13 protein-coding genes are annotated in these 16,528 nt (G+C 50.5%); 4 read left to right on the plus strand and 9 right to left on the minus strand.

The window, feature by feature from the left end:
• Positions 1–273: 273 nt before the first annotated feature.
• The 4 genes from SU32_RS04315 to soxR all read left to right on the plus strand — a co-directional run bounded on the left by SU32_RS04315 (position 274) and on the right by soxR (position 3,483).
• Positions 274–1,830, plus strand: a complete 1,557-nt coding sequence (locus tag SU32_RS04315; RefSeq protein ID WP_053998307.1) for an MFS transporter — start codon at positions 274–276, stop codon at positions 1,828–1,830.
• A gap of 48 nt (positions 1,831–1,878) precedes the next feature.
• Positions 1,879–2,481: an RNA polymerase sigma factor gene (locus tag SU32_RS04320; protein WP_160316291.1), complete on the plus strand. Its 603-nt coding sequence runs from the start codon at positions 1,879–1,881 to the stop codon at positions 2,479–2,481.
• A 24-nt stretch (positions 2,482–2,505) separates the two neighbouring features.
• Positions 2,506–2,892: a VOC family protein gene (locus tag SU32_RS04325; RefSeq protein ID WP_053998124.1), complete on the plus strand. Its 387-nt coding sequence runs from the start codon at positions 2,506–2,508 to the stop codon at positions 2,890–2,892.
• Between the two features lie 138 nt (positions 2,893–3,030).
• The gene (gene soxR / locus SU32_RS04330) at positions 3,031–3,483 is read left to right on the plus strand and encodes a redox-sensitive transcriptional activator SoxR (protein ID WP_053998125.1); all 453 of its coding nucleotides are present in this window, start codon (positions 3,031–3,033) and stop codon (positions 3,481–3,483) included.
• Between the two features lie 5 nt (positions 3,484–3,488).
• On the opposite strand, the gene SU32_RS04335 is transcribed toward soxR, so the two are convergent.
• The 9 genes from SU32_RS04335 to SU32_RS04375 form a co-directional block, all read right to left on the minus strand.
• On the minus strand, positions 3,489–4,628 hold the full coding sequence (locus SU32_RS04335) for an SAM-dependent methyltransferase (RefSeq protein WP_053998126.1): 1,140 nt from the start codon (positions 4,626–4,628) through the stop codon (positions 3,489–3,491).
• Complete coding sequence (locus SU32_RS04340; RefSeq protein ID WP_053998127.1) at positions 4,600–7,263, minus strand: nitrate reductase; 2,664 nt, start codon at positions 7,261–7,263, stop codon at positions 4,600–4,602. The genes SU32_RS04335 and SU32_RS04340 overlap by 29 nt, the downstream gene beginning before the upstream one ends.
• Positions 7,264–7,590 (minus strand): nitrite reductase small subunit NirD, encoded by a 327-nt coding sequence (gene nirD, locus SU32_RS04345; RefSeq protein ID WP_053998128.1) that lies wholly within the window; start codon positions 7,588–7,590, stop codon positions 7,264–7,266.
• On the minus strand, positions 7,587–10,040 hold the full coding sequence (gene nirB / locus SU32_RS04350; protein ID WP_053998129.1) for a nitrite reductase large subunit NirB: 2,454 nt from the start codon (positions 10,038–10,040) through the stop codon (positions 7,587–7,589). Before nirB ends, nirD begins: the two co-directional genes overlap by 4 nt.
• Positions 10,041–10,044: 4 nt before the next feature.
• The gene (locus SU32_RS04355) at positions 10,045–11,805 is read right to left on the minus strand and encodes an ABC transporter ATP-binding protein (protein ID WP_053998130.1); all 1,761 of its coding nucleotides are present in this window, start codon (positions 11,803–11,805) and stop codon (positions 10,045–10,047) included.
• A gap of 8 nt (positions 11,806–11,813) precedes the next feature.
• Positions 11,814–12,881, minus strand: coding sequence for an ABC transporter permease (locus tag SU32_RS04360; protein ID WP_053998131.1), 1,068 nt, complete (start codon positions 12,879–12,881; stop codon positions 11,814–11,816).
• 56 nt (positions 12,882–12,937) lie between these two features.
• The gene (locus SU32_RS04365) at positions 12,938–14,314 is read right to left on the minus strand and encodes a CmpA/NrtA family ABC transporter substrate-binding protein (RefSeq protein ID WP_053998132.1); all 1,377 of its coding nucleotides are present in this window, start codon (positions 14,312–14,314) and stop codon (positions 12,938–12,940) included.
• A gap of 308 nt (positions 14,315–14,622) precedes the next feature.
• A complete protein-coding gene (locus SU32_RS04370; RefSeq protein WP_053998133.1) occupies positions 14,623–15,831 on the minus strand; it encodes a CmpA/NrtA family ABC transporter substrate-binding protein in 1,209 nt (402 codons plus the stop codon).
• Positions 15,824–16,423 (minus strand): ANTAR domain-containing response regulator, encoded by a 600-nt coding sequence (locus tag SU32_RS04375; protein ID WP_053998134.1) that lies wholly within the window; start codon positions 16,421–16,423, stop codon positions 15,824–15,826. The genes SU32_RS04370 and SU32_RS04375 overlap by 8 nt, the downstream gene beginning before the upstream one ends.
• Positions 16,424–16,528 lie beyond the last annotated feature (105 nt).

Consider the following 16,528-nt stretch of genomic DNA (forward strand, 5'->3'; position numbering starts at 1 on the left):
GCCTGGAACGCGTGTAGGCGGGGAACCGTCTCCAGGGTTCGAATCCCTGTCTGTCCGCCATTTCCCGCTATAATAAACACCAACCCGTGAATTTCAGCGTGGATATCTGTAACCCTGCCGCCTTAATCATAGTGCAAGACGTGGCCTTTGAAGCTCAAGGTAAGTGGCTTTGACTATTTAATCTATAAACCTGCGAACTCAAATTCACCTATTGTGTTAAAGTTCACTTTAACTTTTATAGCTGTGTCTGTTGTTTTTCTACAGGATAAGAAAATGCCCGACAGACCATCTTTGACACCTTCTCCAAAGACTTTCGAACCGCGCGCATCACGGCGCGAATGGATTGGACTGGCAGTGCTTACACTTCCCACATTATTGCTTGCCATGGATATGACGGTTCTTCATCTGGCTGTGCCTTCGCTCAGCGCGGCTTTGGAGCCAACCAGCGCACAATTGCTTTGGATCGTGGATATCTATGGCTTCATGATTGCCGGTTTCCTGATCATAATGGGTAATATCGGCGACTGGATCGGAAGACGAAAACTGCTGCTACTGGGAGCGGCTGCGTTTGGAGCAGCCTCGGTCTTTGCCGCTTTCGCCCCCAATGCCGAACTTCTGATCCTTGCCCGTTCCCTCTTGGGTATCAGCGGTGCCTGTCTCATGCCTTCAACGCTGTCACTAATCCGCAATATGTTCAAAGTTGCAGCGGATCGAACCAAGGCGATCACAATATGGATGATGAGTTTCATGGTGGGGACAGTGATCGGACCGGTTGTCGGCGGCCTTCTATTGGAATGGTTTTGGTGGGGTGCTGTGTTTCTTCTGGCTGTACCGATTATGGTGCTCATTTTGATTCTCGGACCAAAATTGCTGCCGGAGCATCGCAACGAAAACAAGACAGGGATTGATCTTCTTTCCGCAGTTATGGCGCTTGCCGCAATTCTGCTGCTTGTCTTTGCACTCAAGGAGGCAGCGAGATACGGATTTGACGGGCGCGCCATCTTCGCCGGAATTGCAGGGCTCGGCATCGGCACGGTTTTTGTCATACGGCAAACCCGTCTTGAAAATCCGCTGCTTGATCTTGCGCTGTTCCAATATGCCGGATTTTCCGCAGCGCTGGTTTCTTTAACTGTTTCAATCTTCACGATTGGCGGGTCGATGTTCCTGATATACCAATATCTGCAGGGTGTAGTGGGCCTTTCACCGCTGCAAGCCGGCCTCTGGTTATTGCCTTCAACATTGGCAGGCCCTATCGTGTCTTTTGCCGTTCCCGCACTTGCAGCACGTATCGCGCCTAACCGGCTAATTGGCGCTGGACTTGCCCTTGGAACGGTCAGCCTGGCCTCACTTGCCCTGATAGGGCCGCTTAACGGGCTGGCAGTCGTGGTTGTGGGGATGACGCTACTCAGTATCGGCTTGGCTCCTGTCACCATTCTGGGAACCGACCTCATCGTCAGCGCGGCACCTGCCGAACAAGCCGGAGCAGCGTCAGCTGTTTCTGAAACCGGCACCGAGTTGGGTATGGCTTTGGGGGTCGCTGTTTTCGGTAGTTTAGCAACGGCTTTATACAGGTCAGGTTTTCAAGATAGAATTGGCGATGACTTTCCAACGGGGCTTGATACGCGCGCGTCTGAGACACTAGGTGCGGCTATCGCCATAGCGAAATCTGCAGACGCCCAACTGGCGCAACAGATGATTAAAGTAGCAACGCAATCATTTACCAACGCGCTCCAGATATCCGTTTTGACAGCAGCTACTCTTCTCGGATTAATCTGTATCGTTGCACTGCGATCCCTTCCCCGTCATACAGGTGGAAGCGAGACGTCCTAACCGTGATTTTTAAATGTTCTTATGGAAAAGAAGCCCACAAATTCTGAAATGACACAGAACCAGGTTTTACACGCGCTGCAACGCTATGCCCGCCTACACACGCGTGTTGACCATGAGGCGGATGATTTATTGCAGGACGTCCTGTTGATCGCGGTAAATAAGAAACGCGATATAACAGATCCGGGATTTGTAGCTTGGGCTAAAGGCGCGATCCGCAACCATGCACGTTTTCTGGCAAGAACAGCCGGACGGCGGCGGAAGCGTGAGGCAAGTTGGGAGCCTCCATGCTCAGACTCACAATCATTTCCACGTTTCTCAATCGCGTTCGTGTCAGCGTTGCCTCCGTCACAACGCATTGTTGCTCACCTTGTAAACCTTGGATTAAATCGTACAGAAATCGTCCATCTTCTCGGTTTGAATGACGCCGCCTTCCGCCAACGTATGGCTGGACTGTGCAAGGCCTCCAAGCATCGTAACCAAGATATTGAATTTCCGATAACCCCGATAAAGCAGCACGGCGGCCTCGCACGCCGTTCGTTAAAGCAATCGCTACAATTCGATGCGCCGCGCGGCTTCGCCATAAGAGATCCGGACGGAATACCTCTTTTCTTTTCCCGCCATGATCACAATTCGCGTAGCCGCGGCAACTAAGCCAGAGTCACCAAGGAGGGTATTATGACTTTAAAAATTGATAGCGTAACCATAATCTTCAACGTTGCCGACATAGAGCGCACACGCGCCTTCTATGGCCAGCATCTTGGCATACAGTTTGAGCACCACAGTGAGGAGGACGACAGCACTTATCTGAGCACCAAAATCAGCAAAGAAGTTGATTTAATGGTATTTCCCGGAACACCCAAGCCCGGCAATACACCTAACATCGTTTTCGGCTTGAGCGAGGGCGGTATCGACACACTAATTGAGCAATTGGCGGCCGATAATATCGAAATTGTAACGCCGGTATCGGAAGCTCCCGGCGGCTGGTTTGCTGATTTTCGCGATCCCGACGGTCAAACTATCTCGCTTTATCAATCCGGCAACATGCCAAGGACGCAAGCATAACAGTGTTTTCGCTGCACATCTTCGGGTGAATTAACATTCATCCAAGCGCTGACGGACGATCTGAGTGTCCGCAGCGCTTCAGTTCTGCATTTATTAAAGTTGGATTTAGAATTTAGTTTTGACTAATATCATTTTCGCATGGAAACGACACTTTCAATTCAACAGACCGCACGGCGCAGCGGATTAGCTGCATCTGCACTGCGCTACTATGAGCAACAGGGTCTGATAACGTCGGAGCGTAAAAATTCGGGCCATAGGCGGTTTCCCCGCCATGTGCTGCGTCGCCTGGCCTTCATCGTTTTCGCACAGCGGCTTGGCATGCGCCTTGAAGAGATCAAGCAAGAACTTGACAAGCTGCCGACAGATCATGTTCCGACCGGCGAAGACTGGGAGAAGCTTTCTGAAAAATGGGTCGAGCGGGTTGAAGCGCAGATCGCCCAGTTGGAACAGCTCAGAACAGGACTTACCGGGTGTATTGGCTGCGGATGTCTGTCCCTGAAAGATTGCAAGGTCATCAATGCCGGAGACCGGTTTGCCAAAGAAGGCGCAGGCCCGCGTGGATGGATATTAGATGCAGATGCTGACAGCTAAGCCTTTTAGAGGGCGATTCTTTCCGATTTCTCATAGCGCACAAAAGGGTCAATTTGCGTTGCTTTATCAGCCGCAGCGATGATGCCCGGCACTACCGAGACCGGTATGCCTTCGGCGCAAAGACGTGTTATTTTTTCTTCAAATTGACCAAAGCGCTGAGGATTGCCGCTCTGTAACCAGACAACATTTTTGCCGGCCAAGGCAAGAGCGGCCAATTTATCTTCGCTGTCAGTTTTCCAGTTAGCGCCATGAATTTTGCTGTTATCAATCAGTATTCGTTCTGCTTCCCGGCGGGCCAACTCTAAAACATCGCTGGAAACATCATCATCAAACATAATTATATCAGCGGCCTGCAACGCACGCACCGCTTTCAATGTGAGCAATTCCGCATCGTCAGCACGAACATTCACAAAAGTGATTTTTCCTTTTAGTGATGCATCGAAATTCGCAATTGTATCAGCTTCAGCAATAAGCCCTTCAATATCACCGTTTCGCGGGGAACGTTCAAAAGCGCGGTCCACAAAAGCTTCCCAGAATGTCCGCCGTTGCAGTCCCATCTCCAAACGGTCATTGACCACACTGCGAATTTCAAGAGCAAGTGTTGCCCATGCGGAAACTGATTGCGCTATAACTGCTTCAATCCTGCGCCGGATCGCCTGCCCCAAAATCGGTGCCGCGCCATCTGTCGAGATCGATATAACAACCGGTGACCGGTTAACGATGGAGCCGAACTGAAAATCGCAATAATCGGGTTTATCAATAATATTGACGGCAACGCCCGCCGCGTGAGCCGCACAATAAAACCGTTGCGCCTCCGCGTCTGTTTCTGCATCGCAAATTGCAATTTGCGAATGTGCAAAGCTAGCGTCTTCCCAATTTTTCTTATACCAAATAAAATGTCCGGAGACGCCAGGCTCTGCAATTAGTGCCGCAAAAGCCGGTTCAAGCTCTTGTGCGTAAATGTGAACATCTGCCCCCGCAGCAGCAAGAAGTTCCGCTTTCCATGCAGCAGCATCCGATCCGCCTGCCAGAACAACTTTCTTGCCGTGCAATTTATAAAATACCGGCAATGTGGCCAGTGCCTGCACTCTTGCACGGCGTTGTTTTTTGCCCGCATTATTCTGCGGCAACGATCTGATATTCATCAATAATCACCTTGAGTTCCGCTTTGCAAGACCCGCAATTCGTGCCCGCACAAGTCGCATTTCCAACTGCATTTACCGTATGACAACCGGCACTAACCGCATCTCTGATCTGGTTGATTCCAACCCCCATACAGGAGCATATGATGGTCCCTTTATCCGGCACACCGGAAGCAGGGCGTCCTGCGACCACACGCCAGCGTGAAACCAAATCGGAAAAATCATCACCAAGTTGACTGCTCGCCCAATTGCGCGAGACGGCAACCGGAGAGCGCGACAAATAAACAACCCCAAGCAAAGCAGCTTTGTTAAAGGCGGCGATACGGGTCAAACCCAGTGCGTTGTCAGTATAAGAAAGCGTCTGCACTTGCTGCGGCAATTGCAGCATTTTATATGCAAGTTGAGCCATATCAACGATTGGATCAGTACTGGCAAATTCTGCACACCACCCATTTTCAGCTTTTGCCAATGCCCAGTAGGATAATTCGCTCAATTTAGGTTTTGCAGCGGAGACGACAAAACCGAACTGTTTTGCCGGATATTTAGCTATATCAACATGCGTGTTTTTAAGAGCAGGTTGGCCGGAAATCGGGTCCGTTGCCGGAGCAACCAATTTATCGACACGCGCATTAGCTGCTATCTGATCCGTGAAATGCATCGGTACAAATATATGCCCCTGCTTCACGCGGTCGGTAATCAAAGCCCGGACAATTATTTCACTGCGGCCATTTTTGATGCAGACCAAGTCAGCGTCACGTATATTCTTTTTCAAAGCATCGCTTGGATGAATCTCCACAAACGGCTCTGCAATGTGGGCTGAAAGGCGAGGACTTTTCGCGGTTCGGGTCATCGTATGCCAATGATCACGTATCCGGCCGGTATTGAGCGTGAATGGGTAGTGTGCTTTTACGGCACTCTCGGATGGCTCGCTTGCAGCAACGAAGTTGGCTTTACCGTCAACCGTAAAAAAACCACCATTGGCAAAGAAACGTTGATCTTGAGTGGTCTGCATTTTCCTCATCGGCGCGGGCCACTGGAAAGGTTTGAGTGCCGAATAATCTTGATCTGAAATTTCGGCATATGCGCCAATATCAAGATCGCGTTTGCCATTGTTTTCGAACGCTGTCAGCGCCGTATATTCACGAAAGATCGCAGCAGTACTGTCATAATCAAATGCTTTACCAAACCCCATGCGCTTTGCGACTTCCGCCATTTGCCACCAGTCAGCTTTGGCATTTCCAGGAGAAGGCAGGAACTTTTTTTGATGAGAAATACGGCGCTCGGAGTTTGTCACTGTTCCGTCTTTTTCACCCCATCCCAATGAGGGTAATTTCACATGCGCATGACGTACCGTATCTGTTTTACCCATGATGTCGGAAACAACGACAAATGGGCAGGCTTTCAGAGCGTTTTCAATTGCACCGGCATCAGGCATGGAAACAACAGGATTTGTCGCCATGATCCAGATGGCTTTGATACGCCCGTCTGCAACCGCATCAAACATTTCAACTGCTTTAAGGCCGGGCTTATCCGCGATAACAGGCGCATTCCAGAACCGCTGCACCAGTTCCCGATGCGCAGGCTCCTCCAACGCCATATGCGATGCAAGCATATTGGCCAGCCCGCCAACCTCACGGCCTCCCATTGCGTTGGGTTGACCTGTGATTGAGAACGGCCCCATCCCTGGCCGACCAATACGGCCCGTCGCCAAATGGCAATTGATGATCGCGTTGACTTTGTCGGTACCGCTAAGAGACTGGTTTACTCCTTGACTGTAAACAGTCACGACTTTTTCATTACCGGTCCACAATGCATAAAATGCACTCAGCTCTGCAGCCGGTAGTCCGGTTCGCTCTACCAATTTCTCGAATGATAATGATTGTGCGGCTTCCAGCGCTTCCGGCAGTCCGTTCGTATGGCGTGCGACATAATCGGCATCTATCGCGCCTTGCTGTGAGATGTAGGAAAGAAGACCATTGAAAAGTGCCACATCGCTATCGGGTGCGACAGCAAGATGAATATCGGCAATGTCGGCTGTCATTGTCCGGCGGGGATCAACAAGCACGACTTTCATATTTGGGCGTATTGCTTTTGCCGCAACAATGCGTTGGTAAATCACGGGGTGGCACCATGCGAGGTTAGACCCCACCAATACGATAACATCTGCCAGTTCCAGATCTTCATAAATACCAGGAACGGTATCAGAACCGAATGCCCGGCGATGGCCGGCAACAGAGGATGCCATGCAAAGGCGTGAATTTGTGTCGATATTGGCAGAGCCGAAAAAGCCTTTCATCAATTTGTTGGCGACGTAATAATCTTCGGTCAGCATTTGACCGGAAACATAAAATGCCACGCTGTCGGGGCCGTAATCAGCGATTGTCTGTTTGAATTTTTGCGCAACCAAATCAAGCGCATCATCCCAAGATGCAGCTTTACCGTTGATTTCAGGTGAGAGTAGCCTTCCTTCCAGATCCAGCGTTTCGCCAAGCGCCGCACCTTTTGAACATAGTTTGCCGAAATTCGAAGGGTGATCTTCATCGCCTTTTATATCCACACGCCCGTTCGGCATCGGCGTTGCAACAACGCCGCAGCCAACACCGCAATAAGGACATGTGGTTTTCGTGGAGCATCCCATTTATCTGCTCACTTCGAGCAAGATTTTATCGCCCTCAAGCTTGACAGGGAACGATAGTGTCTGCCCTTCATCGGCCCCTTGTGCTATGCCTGTCTCAAGGCTGATCACCCAATTATGCAGCGGGCAGGTAACGCAGCCATCATGAACTATGCCCTGGCTCAGTGGGCCATTTTTATGCGGGCAATTATCCTCTAAAGCAAACACGCGACCATCGGCAGTTCGGAAAACAGCAATCGTCATGTCGCCATTTTTAATGCACCGTGCGCCGCGTATTGGAATATCCGACAATAGGCCGACAGTTACCCATGTTTGTGTTAACGCGTTCATTCGGCAGCCTCCAGTGACAAGGTCGCCATTGGCTTGAACTCATGCTTATCCTTGCCGGAAACTCTTTCGCTCCAAGGGTCGACTTGGGCAAACTTTTGACTGAAAACAAAGCGCTCGTAATACGCTTTTCGCTTTTCTTCATCGTCCATGATCTGACGCCGGATTTCATCAAAACCGACACGCTTTGCCCATTTGTAAATGCGTTCCAGATACCATCCCTGCTCACGGTACATCTGCGCCAACGCGACGACATGCTCTATGACCGCCTCTTCCGTTTTCACATTGCCAAGGATTTCAGTGCCTTTGATATCAAGACCGGCAGCACCGGCAAAATGAATTTCATAACCGCTGTCGACACAGATAACGCCGATATCCTTGCACGTTGCTTCAGCACAATTTCGCGGACAACCTGAAACCGCGAGCTTTAGCTTTGCAGGTGTCCAGGAGCCCCACATGAATTTTTCGAGCTTGATACCAAGGCCCGTTGAATCCTGCGTTCCAAAACGGCACCAATCCGATCCAACGCAGGTTTTAACCGTACGCAGCCCCTTGGCATATGCCTGACCCGATACGAAGCCGGCCTTTCCCAAATCTTCCCATACCGCGGGCAGATCTTCCTTCTTGATGCCAAGCATATCGATGCGCTGCCCGCCTGTGCATTTGACCGCCGGAATTTGAAATTTATCGACAACATCAGCGATCGCACGCAACTCGGTGGAGTTGGTCATTCCGCCCCACATGCGCGGCACAACTGAATATGTGCCATCTTTTTGGATGTTGGCATGGACGCGCTCGTTGATGAAGCGAGACTGGTAGTCATCGGCATATTCATCCGGCCAGTCACAAACCAGATAATAGTTGAGTGCCGGTCGACATTTGCTGCATCCGCAGGATGTTTTCCATTCAAGCTCTTGCATCACTTCGGGAATGGTTTTCAGTTCTTTTGCCTTTATCAGGCGGCGCACATCTGAATGACCCAAATCCGCGCAGCCACATATGGCGGATACAGCTGACGGATTATAAGCATCGCCCAATGTTAAACCGAGTAATTGCTCGACCAATCCTGTGCAGGTACCACACGAAGCCGATGCTTTTGTGTGCGCACGCACATCATCAAGATTTGTCAGCCCTTTTGAAGAAATCGCACTTGTAATCGTGCCTTTGCAAATGCCGTTACAACCGCAGATTTCCGCATCATCTGGTAAGGCTGCAACGGCCGCCGAGGGGTCCAGCGCTGCCCCTCCCTGATAGGCTTGGCCGAAGATCAAGGTTTCACGAAGTTCAGAAACATCGCTACCCTTTTTGAGCATGTCATAATACCACGCACCATCACCGGTATCGCCATAAAGCACGACGCCGATTATTTTGTCGTCTTTAAGTACAAGCCTTTTGTAGATGCCCGCATTTGCATCACGCAGTACGATTTCTTCGCGGTCATCTGCCTCTGCAAAATCACCGACAGAATAAAGATCGATACCGGTTACTTTAAGCTTTGTTGCGGTTGAGGTTTCGACAAAATTCTTGCCGCCACCATTTGCGAGGTGACCTGCCGCAACTTCAGCCATCTGATAAAGCGGCGCAACGAGCCCGTAGACATTGCCATTAATCTCAGCACATTCGCCGACGGCAAAGATATCGGGATCACTTGTCTGCATGCTGTCAGAGACGACAATACCCCGGTTAACGGATAGCCCTGCCTCTTTGGCCAGCGCGCCATTCGGCCTGATACCGACGGCCATAACCACCAGCGTCGCCGGGATGACCGTGCCGTCTTCAAGCTCGATGCTCTCAACCCGCGTGTCGCCCGTAATGCGCTTGGTACTTGCACTTGTTATTACTTTTATTCCGCGTTCTTCAAAGGCGCGCTCAAGCAAGTAACCGGCCGCAGGATCAAGTTGCCGCTCCATCAAATTGGGCATCAAATGGATGACTGTGACATCCATGCCTCTTTCCTTGAGACCGGCTGCCGCTTCAAGTCCAAGCAAACCACCGCCGATCACAACCGCTTTGCCACGCGATTGGGCTGCAAGCAACATTGCATCCACATCATCAAGATCGCGGTAAGTCAAAACACCGGGAAGATCATGACCGGGCACAGGAATTATGAAAGGCGCGGAGCCAGTCGCTATTACCAGCTTGTCATATTCGGCAATCTCGCCATGTTCGGAAGTGACGGTTTTTGCCTTGCGGTCAATCCCGACAACTTTATGCCCTTTATAGAGCATCACGCCATGCTCGATATACCAGCCATCGCCATGGATAATAATGTCTTCAAAACTCTTTTCACCCGATAGGACCGGCGAGAGCATGATGCGGTCATAATTTACGCGTGGCTCAGCGTTAAAAATGGTGACATCATAGGCATCCGGTGCCTTTTCGAACAAATGTTCGAGCATCCGGCCCGGTGCCATACCATTACCAATAACGACCAGTTTTTGTTTCTCTGTCATGATTTCACTCCGCTGCCGTCAATTGCGCTGATGATTTCTTTTGGCGTGCTATGCGCTCAGCGCTTTTTTCCGATATGGATTTCAACTGATCCTGGCTCGGGTTTGCACCGCCCTCATAAGCTTCCAAGAACTCGAGAAGCTCTTCGCGATAGGCGTAATAGTCCGGATGTTTGAGCAAGGCTTTGCGCGAACGCGGACGCTCTAAATCCACAGTCATGATATTGCCGATTTTTGCATTCGGACCGTTGGACATCATCACCACACGGTCTGCTAGCAAGATTGCTTCATCAACATCATGGGTCACGCAAATTGCTGTGACCTGTGTACGTTTCCAAACGTCCATCAACACATCTTGAAGCTCCCAGCGGGTAAGACTGTCGAGCATACCGAATGGCTCATCCAGCAGGAGTAATTTGGGTGAAAGGGCGAAGGCACGTGCAATACCGACCCGTTGCTTCATACCGTTTGATAAATCAGAAGCAGAGCGGTGCATCGAATCGATCAAGCCAACGCGCTGAAGATAATATTCAACGACATCATTACGCTCGGCTTTACTCGCGTTGGGATATACACGGTCAGCGCCAAGTGCGACATTCTCATAAGCCGTGAGCCACGGCATCAATGAAGGTGCCTGAAAAACCACCGCGCGATCCGGTCCTGCCTCGGTAATGTGATGGCCATCAAGAATGATGGCGCCTTCAGTGATCGGATTAAGCCCTGCCGCCATGGAAAGCACCGTGGACTTGCCACAACCCGAGTGGCCGATCAGTGTTGTGAACTCGCCCTTCTTCATCGACATTTCAAAGCCGTCGACCACGGTCAACGGCCCTTTGGGTGTCGGATAGACCTTTTTCAGCTGGCTGAATTCCAGAAACCGCTCTTCGCGAACGCTTTTAGAAGCATCAGCATAAGTTGAAGGCAATTGGTCCTTATCTTTAGAAATCGGCACAACGTTGGGTAGATTGATCTGGCGCTCTGAGTCGGCATTGCGCGCTGAGCCAACCTCCATGAGATAGCTGGTCACCTCTGCCCTTAACCCGATAAAGTCATCATTCGAGTTCATGTCTGCGCGGTCACGCGGGCGCGGAATATCAACTGTGAAGTCCGGGCCAAGCGTTGCCTTGGGAGCAGGTGTGAGCGGAATGATCCTGTCAGCAAGAAGGATAGCTTCATCCACATCATTGGTGATGAGAATGATTGTCTTTTTCTCTTTCTGGCAAATATCGGCAAACTCGTCCTGAAGCTTTGCACGCGTTAATGCGTCGAGCGCAGAAAGCGGTTCATCAAGTAAAAGTACCTCCGGTTGCATAGCCAATGCACGGGCAACAGCCACGCGCTGGCGCATGCCGCCGGAAAGTTCCGAAGGTTTGCGGTCTGCCGCATGGCTCAAGCCAACCATGTCGATATATTTATCAACAATGGCTTTGCGTTCGGTTCTGGATTTTTTGCCAAATACGCTGTCCACCGCGAGGCCGACATTTCCAGCCACTGTCATCCAAGGCATGAGCGAGTAGGATTGAAAGACAACACCACGTTCAGCGCCCGGTCCATCAATCTCGGCACCCTTGAAAATGACACCGCCCGAATCCGGCTTGATTAGTCCTGCCAAAGCAGAGATGAGCGTTGTTTTGCCTGAGCCGGAAAATCCGACAATAGCGATAAACTCGCCTTCATTGACTTTGAGATTTATATTGCTCAGCACCTCGGTGAGATTTTCACCCTCACCGTAAGATTTCGACATTGCCGATATTTCTAGAAAACTCATTTCAATTCCTACCGGTTTGACGAAAATGTAAAGGCGCGCTGGAGAGCAAACATCAGCCGGTCAAGCATGAAGCCAATGATGCCAATGGTTAGAACCGCGACCATGATTTTCGCCAGTGATTGGGACGAGCCGTTTTGAAATTCATCCCACACGAATTTGCCAAGGCCGGGGTTTTGCGCCAGCATTTCAGCGGCGATCAACACCATCCAGCCCACACCCAAAGACAAACGCAGTCCTGTGAAAATTAGCGGCAGGGAAGACGGCAATACGACTTGAGTGATCGTTTTGCTGGTCGGCAATTGCAGAACACGGCCCACATTCATTAAATCCTTATCCACCGAAGCCACGCCCAATGCCGTATTAATCAAGGTAGGCCACATCGAACAAAGCGTTACGGTTACGGCTGAAACCAAAAGCGATTTCGGCATCCAGTCGTATGGGTCGGCATAGACCGCGGAAATGATCATGGTGACAATCGGCAACCATGCGAGCGGTGATACCGGTTTGAATATCTGGACAAGCGGGTTGATTGCGCCGTTGAAACTACGCGACAGGCCAGACGCAATACCAAGCGGTACCGCAACCACTGTCGCGATTAAAAAACCCAGACCGACAGTGAAGAGAGATGTAACAATTTGATCGAAAAATGTGGGCTTACCGGTATAATCGCGATACTTCGGCTGCTTTCCATCTGCAACACGCTTTTCATTGCGCTGATCCTGACGCTCGTAAAATGCATCAGCTTTTTCCCTCTCGCGGATATGATCATCAATCAGATTACCGGCTTGCTCCCAGACTTGAACCGGGCCCGGCACGGCCCCAAGCGAGGTTTGTACTTTTGGCGCAAGCACACCCCACGCAAGCAGGAAGGCAAGTATACCCAAGAGCGGAATCAGCAGAACACGTTTCAACTCGCCAAGTTGTTCACGCGGATTATCGCCTGCAAGCATACGTAAGATTGGCGTCACCCAAGAAAAACCCAGAGCATCCAGCCAGCCGCTGGCTTTCGTAATAATTGAAAATATCTTCTCACGGCTCTTTGCGGCGGCCGGTATTGTGTTGGTGACATTTACCATGTCGTCAGATCCTTTGATCTTAAAATCATTTGTTATCAGGGCGCGATAAAGTGGTCTCAGCCGGCGACATCGTCGCCTTTCAGGCCAATGGTAAGAGAGTTGATGTACTCGTTTGGCTTTTTGCCGTCGTAGGGAATGCCATCGATGATATCTTCAACCGGGGTCGGGGCTCTGTAGCCATCGCTTTCCCATGGAAAATCAGCTTCTGCGACATGACCCTCATCGACCAACATGCGCGCTGCTTTCAGATATATATCCGGCAGGTAGACTGACTTGGCGGTTTCATCGAACCAGGCATCGTCTTTGGCTTCGGTGATTTGTCCCCAGCGGCGCATTTGCGTCAAATACCAGACCGCATCCGAGTAATATGGGTAGGTCGCGTAATAGCGATAAAAGACATTGAAGTCAGGTGCGGCGCGCTTATCGCCTTTCTCAAATTCAAATGTGCCGCTCATTGAATTGGCAATAACTTCTTCGTCAGCGCCCACATATTCAGACCGCGCTAATATTTCGACGGCTTCTGCCCGATTGGCATTGTCGTTTTCATCAAGCCATTTGGCCGCGCGAATAAGGGCTTTGGTCAGTGCCAGCGTGGTGTTGGGATTTTCTTCGGCAAATTCCTTGGTCAGACCGAAAACTTTTTCCGGATTGTTTTTCCACATGTCGTAGTCAGTGATGACCGGTACACCAATGCCTTTAAATACAGCGGCCTGATTCCAAGGCTCACCAACGCTGTAGCCAAGAATAGTACCGGCTTCCATTGTCGAAGGCATTTGCGGCGGTGGTGTTACAGATAATAGTACATCCGCATTGATCTGGCCGGAGACATCACTTTCAGAATAAAACCCCGGATGCAGACCGCCCGCAGCGAGCCAATAGCGAATTTCGTAATTATGTGTCGACACCGGGAAAACCATTCCCATATTGAACGGCTTACCTTCATTTTTAAACTGTTCAACAACTGGCTTGAGTGTTTCTGCGGAAATGGGATGGATTGGTTTTCCGTCAGCATCGGTTGGGATATTGGGCTTCATCATGGCCCATATGTCATTGGATACAGTGATGGCGTTTCCATTCAAATCCATCGAAAATGGCGTGACGATATGTGCTTTTGTACCGAATCCGATTGTGGCGGCTATAGGCTGTCCGGCAAGCATGTGGGCGCCGTCAAGTTCTCCTGTGATCACACGGTCCAGCAATACTTTCCAGTTGGCTTGCGGCTCGAGCGTTACGAAGAGACCTTCATCTTCGAAGTAATTTTTTTCATAAGCGATCGCCAATGGTGCCATATCGGTCAGCTTGATAAAGCCGAGCGTTAATTCATCTTTTTCTACATCCAGCATTTCAGCCATTGCAGGCGAGAGGAATGTCGATGCGGCTAGAGCCACGACACCCCATGTCAAAGCTGAGCGGTTGATGAAACGAGTTGTCATTTTCCTGTCTCCTGGTTGCGGAAATTCCGCATAAAAAAACCGCCAAGCCAAAGTGTTCGCGGGAGGATGCGAAACTTTGATTTGGCGGCGTTGCCTATAAATGGTCCCCTCATTGGAACCGAAAAATAGCCGTTTGAAGCTAGTTACTGTCATGCATAGGGCGTGCCAGTTTTTGGAGTTTTAAAAAGTGTATTACTTTTCAATAGGTTATAAAAATTCGCTTCTAAGCGCACATATAAACGCTGAACAGGAATTGTGCACTGCGACAGTATTTTATGCCTGTTAAATGTGCACTGCGGTACGATGCCTTATTTTTGTGCACTTATGTATACTTCAATTTCATCAGGATCAAAAACTTTACGATCAAAGAAACCGTCAGGCCCAAGAAACAGCGTGCGGGCCGACACACCAACGGCGGTCATTTCTGCCAGAGCACCCTCGACTTTCGAATTGGCGGTGGGCACTGCCGCGCCTGACGCCGACAAGCTTTCGCGGTAGATATCCGGCCTAAAGCTCTCAGCCGCAATCTTGATGTTTCCGGCTTCATGGACGACATGTCCCCAACGCACCATCTGCGTGTAAAGCCAAAGCGCATGGCTTTGCCATGGAAAGGTCGCTGCACGCGCGTAAGGTTCAAAAAATGGCAAATCATTTCCGAGCTTGGCACCTGAAAGGATACTGCCAGTCAAAGCCGGTTCAAGAAGCGTAACATCCTGGTTTAAATATTCGCGGCGCGCCAGGATTTCCGCGAGCACCGGACTGTTTTCAGCATCCGCACACCACTGAGCAGCGGCATAAAGAGAAGACAGAAGCCTGCCAACAACATCCCTATTTTCGCCAGCCCACGTCTCGCGCATCGCGAGCACTTTTTCGGGGCTGGATGACCATATAGCCGCTTTGACGGTCACAATCTTTGCCACATTTCTTGCAACAGCAACGCTGTTCCAAGGTTCGCCAACGCAATAGCCGTCGACTTGTCCAGCAGCCAAAGCGTCCGCCATCAGTTGCGGCGGCAACACCACAATATCAACATCAATATCCGGCCGAATACCGGACGCTGACAACCAATAGCGAAGTTCATAATTATGAACGGAGAAAGGATGAACCACACCAAACTGAAGCCGTTTCCCCTGCACCCCTGCGCGCTCGTTAACGACTGCGCCCAAAGCGCTCCCGGCTGCTGCAGCGTCGGTAATTGAAAAAGCACCTGCCACGCGCATGGCATCAAAAACAGTATTGCTGACAGTGATAGCATTGCCCCCCAAGCCCAGTGCCATTGGCGCAATCAGTTTTGCATCAAATGGCGTGAGCCCTAGGTTGGCGGCAAGCGGCATCGGCGCCAATGAATGGGCAATGTCGAACTGCCCGATTGAGAGCCGGTCGCGCATATTCGCCCATGAACTCTCACGCACAAGATCAAGAGATATTCCTTCGGCTTCGGCAAAGCCCTGTTCTTTGGCGATGATTAAAATAGCGCAGTCTGTTAACGGCATGAAGCCCGCAGTTAACTCAATCATCGAGCCCTCCTAACAGGCCTGCAGAAATGACGAGGTTTTCGGCAATCTCGACAATCTTGCGGTTCTGGTTCATCGCGGTCTTGCGCAGTAATTTATAGGCGGCATCTTCGTCCAGCCCTCGCGATTTCATAATAAGGCTTTTTGCCTGATCAATGGTCTTGCGCCCCTGCAAAGCACCGCGCGCCTCTTCGAGCTCCCGCTCAAGACGCGAATATGCGTTAAAACGGCTAATAGCCATATCGAGAATGTTCTTCACCCGCTCCTGACGCAGCCCGTCGACAACATAGGCAGAGACACCGGCATCAATTGCAGACTGCATTGTTTCCGCATCGGACTGGTCAACGAACATCGCTATGGGTCTTTTGACCGCGCGGGTAAGCTGGAAAATGTTTTCAAGCATATCCCTGTTTGGGTTTTCCAAATCTATGACAATGACATCCGGTTCCAATGCTGCAATTCTGGCGGCAATTCCTTTAACGCTGTCAAAGATGGTCACTTTGCTGTGCCCTGCAGCCAGCAATCCCGCTTCAATGATTGAAGCGCGTTCGGCATTTTCATCAATGATCAGAACAGATGGAAGGCGGTCAGACATGATCGCTATACTGCGCAATTTGAAAAAATTGTGCAATGCACAAATGCGATCTTTGTATCAGATAGTTATTTTGAAAATCACAGAATCTGTATTCTTACGCCTGCG

The sequence above is a fragment of the Ahrensia marina genome, assembly GCF_001293565.1.
In the GTDB taxonomy this organism is placed as follows: Bacteria; Pseudomonadota; Alphaproteobacteria; order Rhizobiales; family Rhizobiaceae; genus Ahrensia; species Ahrensia marina.

Coding starts and splice junctions, on each gene's coding strand:
- nirD (WP_053998128.1), bottom strand. CDS start 7,590: ATGAACGCGTTAACACAAACATGGGTAACTGTCGGCCTATTGTCGGAT.
- SU32_RS04325 (WP_053998124.1), top strand. CDS start 2,506: ATGACTTTAAAAATTGATAGCGTAACCATAATCTTCAACGTTGCCGAC.
- SU32_RS04375 (WP_053998134.1), bottom strand. CDS start 16,423: ATGTCTGACCGCCTTCCATCTGTTCTGATCATTGATGAAAATGCCGAA.
- nirB (WP_053998129.1), bottom strand. CDS start 10,040: ATGACAGAGAAACAAAAACTGGTCGTTATTGGTAATGGTATGGCACCG.
- SU32_RS04340 (WP_053998127.1), bottom strand. CDS start 7,263: ATGGGATGCTCCACGAAAACCACATGTCCTTATTGCGGTGTTGGCTGC.
- SU32_RS04315 (WP_053998307.1), top strand. CDS start 274: ATGCCCGACAGACCATCTTTGACACCTTCTCCAAAGACTTTCGAACCG.
- SU32_RS04365 (WP_053998132.1), bottom strand. CDS start 14,314: ATGACAACTCGTTTCATCAACCGCTCAGCTTTGACATGGGGTGTCGTG.
- SU32_RS04355 (WP_053998130.1), bottom strand. CDS start 11,805: ATGAGTTTTCTAGAAATATCGGCAATGTCGAAATCTTACGGTGAGGGT.
- SU32_RS04320 (WP_160316291.1), top strand. CDS start 1,879: ATGACACAGAACCAGGTTTTACACGCGCTGCAACGCTATGCCCGCCTA.
- soxR (WP_053998125.1), top strand. CDS start 3,031: ATGGAAACGACACTTTCAATTCAACAGACCGCACGGCGCAGCGGATTA.
- SU32_RS04335 (WP_053998126.1), bottom strand. CDS start 4,628: ATGAATATCAGATCGTTGCCGCAGAATAATGCGGGCAAAAAACAACGC.
- SU32_RS04360 (WP_053998131.1), bottom strand. CDS start 12,881: ATGGTAAATGTCACCAACACAATACCGGCCGCCGCAAAGAGCCGTGAG.
- SU32_RS04370 (WP_053998133.1), bottom strand. CDS start 15,831: ATGATTGAGTTAACTGCGGGCTTCATGCCGTTAACAGACTGCGCTATT.